The organism is Pseudomonas sp. CG7, from assembly GCF_023701885.1.
GTDB lineage: Bacteria > Pseudomonadota > Gammaproteobacteria > Pseudomonadales > Pseudomonadaceae > Aquipseudomonas > Aquipseudomonas zanjanensis.
In genome coordinates, this window is the sequence record NZ_JABAEE010000046.1 from 1 (window position 1) to 13,690 (window position 13,690).

A 13,690-nucleotide genomic window follows, 5' to 3' on the forward strand; every position below is an offset into this window, starting at 1 on the left:
ACGGTCTGTACTGCGCGAACAGTCAGAATCGAGCCTTGTCCCTCCTCCTCCCTTCAAGTCCTACCATACAAGCGAGCTTGCTCGCGATGGCGGTGGGTCAGCCAACATTGATGTGTCGGATAGACCGTTATCGCGAGCAAGCTCGCTCCCACAGGGTTCGGTGTTGAGTCAGCCCGGCTTATTCACCCCACAGGGTCTTCACCCCATCAGCAGTCCCCAGCAACAGCACATCCGCCGGGCGAGCAGCGAACAAACCGTTGGTGACCACGCCGACGATGGCGTTGATCTGGCTTTCCAGTTCCACCGGGTTAGTGATCTGCAGGTTGTGCACATCCAGGATGATGTTGCCGTTATCGGTCAGCACGCCTTCGCGATACACCGGGTCCCCGCCCAGTTTCACCAGTTGGCGGGCCACATGGCTACGGGCCATGGGGATAACTTCCACCGGCAATGGGAACCCGCCGAGTACCGGCACCAGTTTGCTGGCGTCAGCAATGCAGATGAAGGTCTTGGCCACCGCCGCGACGATCTTCTCGCGGGTCAGGGCCGCGCCGCCGCCCTTGATCAGGTTCAGGTGCGCGTCGCTTTCATCGGCGCCGTCGATGTAGAACTCCAAGTCGCTGACGGTATTGAGTTCGTACACCGGGATCCCGTGGCCCTTGAGGCGCGCAGCGGTCGCTTCGGAGCTGGCGACTGCGCCATCGAACGCACCCTTGTGTTGCGCCAGCGCGTCGATGAAGCAATTGGCCGTGGAGCCGGTGCCGACCCCGACGACGCTCTTGTCATCCAGTTTCGGGAGGATGAGGTCGACGGCGGCCTGGGCCACGGCCTGTTTGAGTTGATCCTGGGTCATGCGGGCTCCGAAGGTGCCGAGAGAGAACGAAAGGCCGGCATTATAGGCGCCGAAAGGGCCCTGGTCATTGCCTGATTGGCACCGAGCCCGTGTGGCGAGGGAGCTTGCTCCCGCTCGGCTGCGAAGCAGTCGTGATTGATGTCTACCGCATATCGAAGGGGCCGCTGCGCGACCCAGCGGGAGCAAGCTCCCTCGCCACGGGGTTTCTGCGCTCAAAGTGCCTTAATCGTGTGGTCGCCCGGCCAAAAGCCGGGTTAGACTCCTTGGCCCTGCCCAACCCGCTCAGTGATGCTTTCCGATGCTTGAACAGTACGTCAAAAAGCTCCTCCCCTCGCGCGTTTACGACGTTGCCGTAGAAACCCCGCTGCAGGCCGCTCGCCAGCTCTCCGCGCGGCTGGGCAACAGCATCTTGCTCAAGCGTGAAGACTTGCAGCCAGTGTTCTCGTTCAAGATTCGCGGGGCCTACAACAAGCTGACCCAGCTCAGCGACGAAGAACGCGCACGCGGCGTGGTCACGGCTTCGGCGGGCAACCACGCCCAGGGCCTGGCCCTGGCGGCCAAGGTGCTGGGGGTCAAGGCCACCATCGTGATGCCCAAGACCACGCCGGAAATCAAGGTCGAAGGCGTGCGCTCCCGTGGCGGCAAAGTGGTCTTGCACGGTGACTCGTTTCCCGAAGCCCTGGCCTATTCGCTGCAACTGGTCGACGCAAAGGGCTACGTCTACATCCACCCGTATGACGATCCCCCCACCATTGCCGGGCAGGGCACCGTGGCGATGGAAATCCTGCGCCAGCATCCTGGGCGCCTGGCTGCGATTTTCGTCCCGGTGGGCGGTGGCGGGCTGATCGCCGGGATCGCGGCCTACGGGAAATACCTGCGCCCGGACATCAAGATCATCGGCGTCGAGCCGGACGACTCCAACTGCCTGCAAGCGGCCATGGCCGCGGGCGAGCGCGTGGTGCTGCCGACCGTGGGGCTGTTCGCCGACGGCGTTGCCGTGGCACAGATCGGCCAGCACACCTTTGATATCTGCAAGCACCACGTGGACGAAGTCATCACCGTCAGCACCGACGAGATCTGCGCCGCCATCAAGGATATCTACGACGATACCCGCTCGATCACCGAACCTGCCGGCGCACTGGGCGTGGCCGGGATCAAGAAATATGTCGAGTCACGGAACATCAGCGGCCAGACCCTGGTGGCGATCGACTCCGGCGCCAACGTCAACTTCGACCGCTTGCGCCATGTCGCCGAGCGCGCCGAGCTGGGCGAGGGCCGCGAAGCGATCATCGCCGTGACCATCCCCGAGAAGCCGGGCAGCTTCAAGGCGTTCTGCGACGCCGTGGGCAAGCGCCAGATCACCGAATTCAACTAGCGCTACAACACCGGCAGCGAAGCGCACATCTTCGTCGGCGGGCAGACCCACCCGGAAAACGACCCGCGCAGCGCGCTGATCGCCAGCCTCACCGAACAAGGCTTCCCGGTGCTGGACCTGACCGACAACGAACTGGCCAAGTTGCACATTCGCCACATGGTCGGCGGGCATGCGGCCCAAGTCATCGACGAAGTGGTGCTGCGCTTCGAATTCCCGGAACGTCCGGGGGCGCTGTTCAACTTCTTGAACAAGCGGGGTGGACGCTGGAATATCTCGATGTTCCACTACCGCAACCATGGCGCGGCGGATGGCCGTGTGGTCGCGGGGCTCCAAGTGCCCCACGATGAACGCCACCTGGTCCCGGCCGCCCTGGAAGAGATCGGCTACCCGTACTGGGATGAAAGCGATAACCCGGCCTATCAGTTGTTCCTGGGTTGATAAAGCCGGGCTAGGCTGTGAGCAAGACTTAAGGAAATCGAACCCATGGAAACATTGACCGCGCTGAAGATCGCCCACGGCATCGCCACTGTATTACTGCTGGCGGGTGCCCTGGGGCTGGCCATCTGGGTCTGGCGCACGCGCCACAACGGCGACGCCACGGCGGCGGCGCGCACGCTGCAACGTCCGCGGCTGTTCATCTGGCTGGTCATGATCCTGGCGCTGGCTAGCCTGCCATTCACCGGCTGGTGGATGGTTCATCAAATCGGCTGGCCACTGGGACAGACCTGGCTACTGGCTTCCAGCGTGCTGTACACCTTGGCGGCGCGGGCGGGGTTCTGGCTGCTGGTGCGGCTGAACACATTGCGCAGGGCGCCAGGCGGTAGCGGGAAGTTTACCTTTGCCCTGGCACTGTTCAGCGTCGTCTGCTTTGTCGCCATTGCGGGGTTGATGGGGGCCAAGCCGGTTTAAGGCTTTGGACCGCGTCGCTTTTATCGCGAGCAAGCTCGCTCCCACACTGGATTTGGGTTGTTCCCCCTGTGGGAGCGAGCTTGCTCGCGATAGCTATATCAGCCGCGCAACGAAATCACGGGCCAACCCCGCTTCTGGGCCTCAGCCCGAAGATTCGGATCCGGATCCACCGCCACCGGATGCGTCACCGCTTCCAGCAACGGCAAATCGTTCATCGAATCGCTATAAAAGTAGCTATCGTCGAGCGAGTACCCGGTTTCTTCCAGCCAACGGTTCAGCCGGGTCACCTTGCCCTCGCGGAAACACGGGATGTCGGTGCTGCGTCCGCTGTAGCGCCCGTCGACCATCTCGCACTCGGTGGCACTCAGGGTTTCGACCCCCAGGCGCTCGGCAATTGGCGCGGTAACGAAGCGGTTGGAGGCGGTGATGATGACCAGCTTGTCGCCGGCGTCACGGTGCTTTTTCAGCAGTTCGATGGCCTGGGGCAACACGATCGGCTCGATGCAGTCGCGCATGTAGTCCAAGTGCCACTGGGCCAGGATGTGCATTTCGGTACGGCCGAGGATTTCCAGGCAAAAGTTCAGGTACTCGGCATTGTCGAGCTTGCCGGCCAGGTAATCCTGATAGAACGCGGCGTTGCGCGCCTTATAGGTGACAGCGTCCAGAAAACCGCGCTCGCACAGGTAATCGCCCCACGCGTGGTCGCTGTCGCCGCCCAGCAATGTGTTGTCCAAGTCGAATAAAGCCAGCCGCATCGCAGTTACTCGCTGAAAAATCTAAAGAAAGGCGTCCAGAATACGGACTTTTCACAAGAGTGCACATAAGCTAGGGACGCTCGTTGCTGCTTTCACAACCTTTGTGGAACAATGCGGCGACATGCGTTTGCGAGGTTGTTGCCGTGATCGATCCCGATGGTTTCCGTCCCAATGTGGGGATCATTCTTACGAATGATGCTGGGCAGGTGCTATGGGCACGCCGTATCAATCAAGATGCCTGGCAGTTTCCCCAGGGTGGGATCAACCCCCAGGAGACGCCGGAAGAGGCCTTGTACCGCGAGTTGAATGAAGAAGTGGGGCTTGAGCGCGAAGATGTCGAAATACTCGCCTGCACCCGAGGCTGGTTGCGCTATCGTTTGCCGCAACGCCTGGTCAGGACGCACAGCCAACCGCTGTGCATCGGCCAGAAGCAGAAATGGTTTCTCCTGCGCCTGATCTCCAACGAGCAGCGGGTGCGGATGGATTTGACCGGTAAACCGGAGTTCGATGGCTGGCGCTGGGTCAGCTATTGGTATCCGTTGGGCCAGGTGGTGACATTCAAGCGCGAGGTGTACCGACGCGCCCTCAAAGAGCTTGCCCCGCGCCTGCTGACGCGCGACTGACGACGGAGTTCGACCCCGAGCCATGCTCAATACGCTGCGCAAGATCGTCCAGGAAGTTAACTCCGCCAAGGATCTCAAGGCGGCGTTGGGGATTATTGTATTGCGCGTCAAAGAGGCCATGGGCAGCCAGGTCTGCTCGGTCTACCTGCTGGACCCCGAGACCAATCGTTTCGTGCTGATGGCCACCGAGGGCTTGAACAAGCGCTCCATCGGCAAGGTGAGCATGGCGCCCAATGAACGCCTGGTCGGTCTGGTCGGCACGCGCGAAGAACCCCTGAACCTCGAAAACGCCGCGGATCACCCGCGCTACCGCTACTTTGCCGAAACGGGCGAAGAACGCTACGCGTCGTTCCTTGGCGCACCGATCATCCACCACCGCCGCGTCGTCGGCGTGTTGGTCATCCAGCAAAAAGAGCGCCGACAGTTCGACGAAGGTGAAGAAGCCTTCCTTGTAACCATGAGCGCGCAACTGGCCGGGGTTATCGCCCACGCCGAGGCCACTGGCTCGATCAGCGGCCTGGGGCGCCAGGGCAAGGGTATCCAGGAAGCGAAGTTCGTCGGTGTGCCGGGGTCACCGGGCGCGGCAGTGGGCACGGCGGTGGTCATGTTGCCGCCCGCCGCCCTCGACGTGGTGCCGGACAAAACCGGCGCCGACATCAATGCCGAGCTGGGCTTGTTCAAGACCCCCATCGAAGGCGTGCGGGCCGACATGCGGGCCCTGTCGGCCAAGCTGGCGACGCAGTTGCGCCCCGAAGAACGCGCACTGTTCGACGTCTACCTGATGATGCTCGACGATGCCTCCCTGGGCAGCGAAGTGACCACCGTCATCAAGACCGGCCAATGGGCCCAGGGTGCGCTGCGCCAGGTGGTGACCGACCACGTCAACCGTTTCGAATTGATGGACGACGCCTACCTGCGTGAGCGCGCCTCGGACGTCAAGGACCTTGGCCGTCGCTTGCTGGCGTACTTGCAGCAGGAGCGCCAGCAGACCCTGGTCTACCCCGACAACACCATCCTGGTCAGTGAAGAGCTGACCCCGGCCATGCTCGGCGAAGTGCCCGAAGGCAAGCTGGCGGGCCTGGTCTCGGTACTGGGTTCGGGCAACTCCCACGTGGCGATCCTGGCCCGGGCGATGGGCATTCCGACGGTGATGGGCCTGGTGGACCTGCCGTATTCCAAGGTCGACGGCATCCAGATGATCGTCGACGGCTACCACGGCGAGGTCTACACCAACCCCAGCGACGTGCTGCGCAAGCAGTTCGCCGATGTGGTGGAGGAAGAAAAGCAACTGTCCCTGGGCCTGGATGCGCTGCGGGACCTGCCGTGCATTACCCTCGATGGCCACCGCATGCCATTGTGGGTCAACACCGGCCTGCTGGCCGACGTCGCCCGGGCGCAAAAGCGTGGCGCCGAAGGTGTGGGGCTGTACCGCACCGAAGTGCCGTTCATGATCAACCAGCGCTTCCCCAGCGAAAAAGAACAGTTGGCGATCTACCGCGAACAACTGGCCGCGTTCCACCCACAACCGGTGACCATGCGCAGCCTGGACATCGGCGGCGACAAGTCCCTGTCCTACTTCCCGATCAAGGAAGACAACCCGTTCCTCGGCTGGCGCGGCATCCGCGTAACGCTCGACCACCCGGAAATCTTCCTGGTCCAGGCCCGCGCCATGCTCAAGGCCAGCGAAGGCCTGAACAACCTGCGCATCCTGTTGCCGATGATCTCCGGCACCCATGAACTGGAAGAAGCCCTGCACCTGATCCACCGGGCCTGGGGCGAAGTCCGCGACGAAGGCACCGACGTGCCGATGCCGCCGGTCGGCGTGATGATCGAAATTCCGGCCGCGGTGTACCAGACCAAGGAACTGGCGCGGCAGGTGGACTTCCTGTCGGTGGGTTCCAACGACCTGACCCAATACCTGCTGGCCGTGGACCGTAACAACCCACGGGTCGCCGACCTATACGACTATCTGCACCCGGCGGTGCTGCAAGCCTTGCAGAACGTGGTGCGTGACGCCCATGCCGAAGGCAAGCCGGTCAGTATCTGCGGCGAAATGGCCGGCGACCCGGCGGCCGCGGTGCTGCTGATGGCGATGGGGTTCGACAGTTTGTCGATGAACGCCACCAACCTGCCGAAAGTGAAGTGGATGCTGCGCCAGATCAACCTCAGCAAGGCCCAGGAACTGCTGGCGGAAGTGATGACCATCGACAACCCGCAAGTGATCCACAGCTCCTTGCAACTGGCGCTGAAGAACCTTGGGTTGGCGCGGAGGATCAATCCAGCTTCGAACAAGACCCTCTAGACAGTTCAGCGAGCATTTGTGGCGAGGGAGCATGCTCCCGCTGGGCTACGAAGTAGCCCCAAGGCTTTTTTGGGCGGGCTTCGCCCACCAGCGGGAGCAAGCTCCCTCGCCACAAGTGACTCTCATTCAAATGTGTAGCGCCACTTCCCCCAAATGCCCCCCATGGGGCCCGAAGCTGCGCTCGACCATCTGCCGCGTCCCATCGGCATGGACAATCAGCGCCGTACTCGCCCGCGTCCCATAAGCCGGGCTGGCGATGAACACACTCGACAACAATGCCTCGGTCGCCAGCCCGACGCCGGTGTCGGGCAGTTCAGCCACCGGCGCAGGTTGTGGATCGTTCAGCAACGCCAACAAGGCCTGGGGTTGCGGATCGTCCAGCACCTCCTCCAGCGCCAACCGGGCCTTGAGCAACTTGGGCCATGGCGTGTTCAGCCCAGCGTTCGACAGGCCATACACGCCCCTGGCCAATTGCTGTGGCCGGGTATCACGGGCGTTGTAGTGCCAGAGCTCGGCGCCATCGCCGAGCAGCAGGTTGAAGCCACCGTATTCGCCAGCACGGGGCACGACTTCGCTCAGGTAGTCGGCAATCGACAGATTCCCGGTGAGGAACCGCGCCACCAGCTCACCGCGGGACTTGAAGGCCGGCAATTGGCCTGGGTCGCGGATGTTGGTCAGCGCGGCAAAACGGCCCTCGGCGCCGATGCCGAGCCAAGTACCGCCGGCTTCAAGGTCGCGCCCTGCATGGACATGGGGCGCGTCAGGCCATTGGGCCAGGGGCAAGGTCGGCCGGGCGTAGAACTCGTCGCGGTTGGCCGCCACGACCAGCGGCTGGGCGTGGCCAGGGCGCCAGGCAAATACGATCAGGCACATCAGGTTGTCCTGTTAACAATGCCAATCCGTTAAAAGAATAAAGCCGAACACCACCTTTGTGGCGAGGGAGCTTGCTCCCGCTGGGCTACGAAGTAGCCCCAAAAGCCTTGTTGGGTGGGCTTCGCCCACCAGCGGGAGCAAGCTCCCTCGCCACAAAGGCTATTCGTCGCATCCCCACCACTCTACCCATACATCACTGACGCATCCATCGCCTTCAGTAGAGCCCAAGCCCCTCGATCCGTTACCATGCCGCTCTTATTTCGGGGATGGGCGGGGAGAGTCTGGTGGAATTTGTGCTCTATCTGCTACTCGGCGCCTGCGCCGGCGTGCTGGCCGGGTTGTTTGGTGTAGGGGGCGGGATCATCATCGTCCCGGTGCTGGTATTCAGTTTCACCCTGCAGGGCTTCGACCCGCAGGTGTTGACGCACCTGGCCGTCGGCACCTCCCTGGCGTCGATTATCTTTACCTCGGTCAATGCCGTGCGCGAACATCAGCGCAAAGGCGCGGTGCGCTGGCCGGTATTCGCCTGGATGACCGTCGGCATCCTGATCGGTGCCGGTTTCGGCGCGATCACCGCCGAAGCGATTTCCGGCCCGCACCTGCAAAAGATCATTGGCGTGTTCGCCTTGGTCGTTGCCGTGCAACTGGCCCTGGACTTCAAGCCCAAGGCCAGCCGCACCGTACCGGGCAAGGCTGGGCTGACCGTAGCCGGCACGGTGATCGGCTGGGCCTCGGCGATTTTCGGCATCGGTGGTGGTTCGCTGACCGTACCGTTCCTGACCTGGCGCAGCGTGCCGATGCAACAAGCGGTGGCGACGTCATCGGCCTGCGGCTTGCCGATCGCCCTGGTCAGTGCATTAAGTTTCATGATTCTGGGCTGGCACGATCCGTTGCTGCCGGCCCATAGTCTCGGTTTTGTGTATTTGCCGGCGCTGCTGGGCATCGCCTTGACCAGCATGATCTTTGCCCGCTTTGGTGCGCGGCTGGCCCATCGCCTGTCGCCACGCTTGCTCAAGCGCTTGTTCGCCGCCTTGCTATTCTGCGTGGGGGTGAGTTTTCTGCTCTGACGCAATCCTGGCTTAATCCCGTGGTGGCAGCGGCGCGCGGGTATTTTTGACGTTTACGAGGAATATCAATGCTGCCTTACCCGCAGATCGATCCGGTAGCCCTGGCCATCGGCCCGCTGAAAATCCACTGGTACGGCCTGATGTACCTGATCGGCATCGGCGGCGCCTGGTGGCTGGCGTCGCGCCGGCTCAACCGCTTCGACCCGACCTGGAACAAGGAAAAGCTCTCCGCCCTGGTGTTCTGGCTGTCCATGGGCGTGATCGTCGGCGGACGCCTGGGCTACGTGCTGTTCTACGACCTGAGTGCCTACCTGGCCAACCCGACGCTGATCTTCGAAGTGTGGAAGGGCGGCATGTCGTTCCACGGAGGGTTCATTGGGGTGATGCTGGCGGCGTTGTGGTTCGGCAAGCGCAACAACAAGGCGTTTTTCGAGCTGATGGACTTCGTCGCGCCGATGGTGCCGATCGGCCTAGGTGCCGGGCGCATCGGCAACTTCATCAACGCCGAGTTGTGGGGCAAGCCGACCGACGTGCCCTGGGCGATGATCTTCCCGCCGTTCAGCGACCCGGCGCAGTTGCCGCGCCACCCGTCCCAGCTGTACCAGTTCGCCCTCGAGGGTGTGGCACTGTTCCTGATCCTCTGGCTGTTCTCGCGCAAGCCGCGCCCCACCATGGCGGTGTCGGGCATGTTCGCGCTGTTCTATGGCATCTTCCGTTTCATCGTCGAATTCGTCCGTGTGCCGGATGCCCAGCTCGGCTATCTGGCGTGGAACTGGCTGACCATGGGCCAGGTGCTGTGCCTGCCGATGATCATCGGTGGCCTGGCGCTGATCTGGCTGGCTTATCATCGCGCGCCGGCTGCGGCGGCCAAGGTTTAAAATTCGAACCCCGGGGCGCAGGCCCCGGGTTCAAGGACACAGGTAACCCATGAAGCAATATCTCGATCTGGTGGCCCACGTCATCAAGAACGGCACCAAGCAAGCCAACCGCACCGGTGTGAACACCATCAGCTTCCCCGGCGCCATGCTGCGCTATGACTTGAAGGAAGGCTTTCCCGCCATCACCACTCGCAAGATGGCCTTCAAATCGGCCATCGGCGAGATGTGCGGTTTTCTCCGTGGCGTGAACAATGCCGCTGAGTTTCGCGCCCTGGGCTGCAAGGTCTGGGACCAGAACGCCAACGAAAACGCCCAGTGGCTGGCCAACCCGTTCCGCCAGGGCGAAGACGACCTGGGCGAGATCTACGGCGTGCAGTGGCGCAAGTGGCCGGCCTATAAGCAGATTCCGGTAAGCAACCCGGCGGCCATCGAGCAGACGCTGGCCCAGGGTTACCGGCAGATCGCCGAGGGCGAAGAAAACGGCCAGGCCTACGTGGTGCTGTACAAGGCCATCGACCAGGTTCGCCAGTGCGTCGACACCATCATCAAGGACCCGGGCAGCCGGCGCATCCTGTTCCACGGCTGGAACTGCGCACAGCTTGATGAAATGGCCCTGCCGCCGTGCCATCTGCTCTACCAGTTCCACCCGAATGTCGAGACCAGGGAAATTTCCCTGACCCTCTACATCCGCTCCAACGACCTGGGCCTGGGCACGCCGTTCAACCTCACCGAAGGCGCCGCGCTGCTGAGCCTGATAGGCCGCCTGACCGGCTACACGCCGCGCTGGTTCACCTATTTCATCGGCGACGCCCACGTCTACGAAAACCACTTGGACATGCTCAACGAACAGCTCACCCGCGAGCCGTTCCCGATGCCCAAGCTGGTGATTTCCGAGCGCGTGCCAGAGTTTGCCAAGACTGGCGTGTACCAACCTGAGTGGCTGGAGTTGGTGGAACCGAGCGACTTCTCCCTCGAAGGCTACCAGCACCACGCGCCGATGACCGCGCCGATGGCGGTCTAGAAAACACCACCATTCCCCTGTGGGAGCGAGCTTGCTCGCGATAGGGCCAGTACATTCAACATCAATGTTGACTGATAGGTTGCTATCGCGAGCAAGCTCGCTCCCACATTAGATCGCCATGTGCCTCAAGAGCAGTTCAATGCCCATGACTCCTGCCCACATGTGAATGCTCCACCTCCGGCGCCACCGCCCCGCTCACCTCCAACCGCTGCAAGATCCCGCATTGATCCAGATCCGGCCCTTCACCACAGCGATGGCGCAGGTCGATCAGTTGCGCCTGCAAGGCCAGCAGGCCATCGATGCGGGCCTTGACGTGGTGGATGTGTTCGTCGATCAGCGCATTGACGCTTTCACATTGATCCTGGGGGCTGTCGCGCAGGGCCAGGAGACTGCGGATTTCCTCCAGGGTCATGTCCAGGGTGCGGCAGTTGCGGATGAACGTCAGTCGTTCGGCATGGGCCTGGGTGTAGACGCGGTAGTTGCCGTCGCTGCGGGCCGGTTCCGGCAGCAGGCCTTCGCGCTCGTAGTAGCGGATGGTTTCGACTTGGCAGTCGGTGATTTTCGCCAGTTCTCCGATCTTCATGGTGCGATCTCCCCAATAGGTGCTTGACCCTATAGTGGCTACAGGGTCTTTACTGCGCAACAGGCACTTTTCACGGACGTCACCCGATGAGCGATTCCCTTCACATCCACAAACCCGACCACGGCCATGACCACGGGCATTCCTGCTGCGCCTCGAAAGCAGCGCCGGCGGTGGTCGATCTCGGCAAAACGCCGACGGACGGCGCGCGGCTGAGCAGTTTCCGCATCGAAGCCATGGACTGCCCTACCGAACAGACGCTGATCCAGAACAAGCTCGGCAAACTCGAAGGCGTGCAGCGACTGGAGTTCAACCTGATCAACCGCGTCTTGGGCGTGACCCACGATCTGCCCAGCGCCGCGCCGATCATCAAGGCCATCGAATCCTTAGGCATGCAGGCCGACCCGCTGATTGCGGGCGAGAAACCGCAAAGCCACGACCTGCCCGCCCCGGCCAAGCCCTGGTGGCCGTTGGCGCTGTCCGGCGTGACGGCCCTGGGCGCCGAGGTGATCCACTTCACCAATGCCGCGCCAAACTGGGTGGTCGCGCTGGTGGCGTTGGTGTCGATCCTCAGCGGTGGCCTGGGTACCTACAAGAAGGGCTGGATCGCCCTGAAGAACCGCAACCTGAACATCAACGCGCTGATGAGCATCGCCGTGACCGGCGCCGTGCTGATTGGCCAATGGCCGGAAGCGGCAATGGTGATGTTCCTGTTCACCGTGGCCGAACTGATCGAAGCCAAATCCCTGGATCGGGCGCGCAACGCCATCAGCGGCCTGATGCAGATGGCCCCGGAACAGGCCACCGTGCAGCAGGCCGATGGCACCTGGCAGGTCCAGGAGGTCAAGGCCATTGCCCTCGGCGCGCGGGTGCGGGTGCGGCCCGGCGAACGCGTCGGCCTGGACGGCGAGGTGATCGCCGGCCGCTCGACCGTCGACCAGGCACCGATTACCGGTGAAAGCCTGCCGGTGGAAAAAATCGCCGGTGACAAAGTGTTCGCCGGCACCATCAACCAGGCTGGCGAACTGGAATATCGGGTGACGGCGGCGGCCGATCAATCGACCCTGGCGCGAATCATCCACGCCGTGGAACAGGCACAGGGCTCCCGGGCGCCGACCCAGCGCTTCGTCGACCGCTTTTCGACGCTCTATACCCCGGCGGTGTGTGCCCGGGCCCTGGCGGTAGCGGTCATTCCTCCGCTGTTCATGGGCGCCTTGTGGTTCGACTGGATCTACCGGGCCCTGGTGCTGCTGGTGGTCGCCTGCCCGTGCGCGCTGGTGCTTTCCACCCCCGTGACCAGCGTCAGCGGCCTCGCCGCCGCCGCGCGCAAAGGCATCCTGGTCAAGGGTGGCGTCTATCTGGAGGGCGGCTACAAGCTCGACTATCTCGCGTTGGACAAGACCGGCACGATCACCCACGGCAAACCGGTGCAAACCGACTATGTGGCCTTGGACCCTACTCTGGAAAGCACAGCCCCGGCCCTGGCCGCCAGCCTCGCCGCCCGCTCCGACCACCCGGTGTCCCGGGCGATTGCCAACGCGGCGGTGGATAAGCAAGTGGTGCAGCAGGCTGTGGATAACTTCGCCGCGCTGGCCGGGCGCGGCGTGCGCGGCGACATCGACGGCCGGACCTATCACTTGGGCAACCACCGCCTGGTGGAAGACCTCGGCCTGTGCTCTCCCGAACTGGAAGAAAAACTCTTCACCCTGGAAAAACAAGGCAAGTCGGTGGTGCTGCTGCTCGACGCTACAGGCCCCTTGGCGCTGTTTGCCGTGGCCGACACCGTGAAGGATTCCAGCCGCGAGGCCATCCGGCAACTGCATGAACTGGGCATCAAGACCCTGATGCTCACCGGCGACAACGCCCACACCGCCGAAGCGATTGCCGCACAGGTGGGCATGGATCAGGCGCGGGGCGACCTGTTGCCGGAAGACAAGCTGCAAGCCATCGAAGCGCTGTACGCCCAGGGTCACCGCGTCGGCATGGTGGGCGACGGCATCAACGACGCCCCGGCCCTGGCCCGTTCGGAAATCGGTTTCGCCATGGCGGCGGCCGGCACCGACACGGCCATCGAGACCGCCGATGTCGCCTTGATGGACGATGACCTGCGCAAGATCCCGGCCTTCATTCGCCTGTCGCGGCAGACGTCCAGCATTCTGAAACAGAACATTGCCTTGGCCTTGGTGATCAAGGCGATCTTTCTCGGGGTCACCTTCGCCGGGTTCGCCACCATGTGGATGGCGGTGTTTGCCGACATGGGGGTGAGTTTGCTGGTGGTGTTCAATGGGTTGCGGTTGTTGCGCAAATAAAAAAACGGGGTGATTGGGCTGGACCCATCGCGAGCAAGCTCGCTCCCACAGGGAGCTCCAGTGAACACATATTCTGTGGGCAACAGAGAACCACTGTGGGAGCGAGCTTGCTCGCGATAGCGGTATGTCAGCCAACGCGGTGCTG

General features: G+C 62.8%; 11 protein-coding genes and 1 pseudogene. 8 read left to right on the top strand and 4 right to left on the bottom strand.

Annotation, left to right across the window (positions count from 1 at the left end):
• Positions 1 to 178 precede the first annotated feature (178 nt).
• Positions 179 to 853, bottom strand: a complete 675-nt coding sequence (gene rpiA / locus HGO40_RS18645) for a ribose-5-phosphate isomerase RpiA (protein WP_250964207.1) — start codon at positions 851 to 853, stop codon at positions 179 to 181.
• Between the two features lie 298 nt (positions 854 to 1,151).
• On the opposite strand from rpiA, the pseudogene ilvA reads away from it, so the two are divergent.
• Positions 1,152 to 2,666, top strand: a pseudogene (ilvA, locus tag HGO40_RS18650) (threonine ammonia-lyase, biosynthetic).
• Between the two features lie 45 nt (positions 2,667 to 2,711).
• Positions 2,712 to 3,137 carry a DUF2269 family protein gene (locus tag HGO40_RS18655; RefSeq protein ID WP_250964208.1) on the top strand — a complete coding sequence of 142 codons (426 nt, stop codon included), beginning with the start codon at positions 2,712 to 2,714 and terminating at the stop codon, positions 3,135 to 3,137.
• Between the two features lie 98 nt (positions 3,138 to 3,235).
• Here HGO40_RS18655 and HGO40_RS18660 read toward each other — a convergent pair whose 3' ends face one another.
• Complete coding sequence (locus HGO40_RS18660) at positions 3,236 to 3,892, bottom strand: histidinol-phosphatase (RefSeq protein WP_250964209.1); 657 nt, start codon at positions 3,890 to 3,892, stop codon at positions 3,236 to 3,238.
• Between the two features lie 143 nt (positions 3,893 to 4,035).
• Here HGO40_RS18660 and HGO40_RS18665 point away from each other — a divergent pair, with 143 nt between their 5' ends.
• On the top strand, positions 4,036 to 4,515 hold the full coding sequence (locus tag HGO40_RS18665) for an RNA pyrophosphohydrolase (RefSeq protein ID WP_003186867.1): 480 nt from the start codon (positions 4,036 to 4,038) through the stop codon (positions 4,513 to 4,515).
• Between the two features lie 22 nt (positions 4,516 to 4,537).
• Positions 4,538 to 6,817 carry a phosphoenolpyruvate--protein phosphotransferase gene (gene ptsP, locus HGO40_RS18670; protein ID WP_250964210.1) on the top strand — a complete coding sequence of 760 codons (2,280 nt, stop codon included), beginning with the start codon at positions 4,538 to 4,540 and terminating at the stop codon, positions 6,815 to 6,817.
• A 126-nt stretch (positions 6,818 to 6,943) separates the two neighbouring features.
• On the opposite strand, the gene HGO40_RS18675 is transcribed toward ptsP, so the two are convergent.
• Complete coding sequence (locus HGO40_RS18675) at positions 6,944 to 7,690, bottom strand: NRDE family protein (RefSeq protein ID WP_250964211.1); 747 nt, start codon at positions 7,688 to 7,690, stop codon at positions 6,944 to 6,946.
• Between the two features lie 284 nt (positions 7,691 to 7,974).
• Here HGO40_RS18675 and HGO40_RS18680 point away from each other — a divergent pair, with 284 nt between their 5' ends.
• The 3 genes from HGO40_RS18680 to HGO40_RS18690 all read left to right on the top strand — a co-directional run bounded on the left by HGO40_RS18680 (position 7,975) and on the right by HGO40_RS18690 (position 10,656).
• On the top strand, positions 7,975 to 8,757 hold the full coding sequence (locus HGO40_RS18680) for a sulfite exporter TauE/SafE family protein (RefSeq protein ID WP_250964212.1): 783 nt from the start codon (positions 7,975 to 7,977) through the stop codon (positions 8,755 to 8,757).
• Positions 8,758 to 8,825: 68 nt separating this feature from the next.
• On the top strand, positions 8,826 to 9,635 hold the full coding sequence (gene lgt / locus HGO40_RS18685) for a prolipoprotein diacylglyceryl transferase (protein ID WP_250964213.1): 810 nt from the start codon (positions 8,826 to 8,828) through the stop codon (positions 9,633 to 9,635).
• Between the two features lie 49 nt (positions 9,636 to 9,684).
• A complete protein-coding gene (locus HGO40_RS18690; RefSeq protein WP_250964214.1) occupies positions 9,685 to 10,656 on the top strand; it encodes a thymidylate synthase in 972 nt (323 codons plus the stop codon).
• A gap of 136 nt (positions 10,657 to 10,792) precedes the next feature.
• On the opposite strand, the gene cadR is transcribed toward HGO40_RS18690, so the two are convergent.
• The gene (gene cadR / locus HGO40_RS18695) at positions 10,793 to 11,239 is read right to left on the bottom strand and encodes a Cd(II)/Pb(II)-responsive transcriptional regulator (RefSeq protein ID WP_186730349.1); all 447 of its coding nucleotides are present in this window, start codon (positions 11,237 to 11,239) and stop codon (positions 10,793 to 10,795) included.
• Positions 11,240 to 11,325: 86 nt separating this feature from the next.
• Here cadR and HGO40_RS18700 point away from each other — a divergent pair, with 86 nt between their 5' ends.
• Positions 11,326 to 13,545: a heavy metal translocating P-type ATPase gene (locus HGO40_RS18700; RefSeq protein ID WP_250964215.1), complete on the top strand. Its 2,220-nt coding sequence runs from the start codon at positions 11,326 to 11,328 to the stop codon at positions 13,543 to 13,545.
• Positions 13,546 to 13,690: the final 145 nt, after the last annotated feature.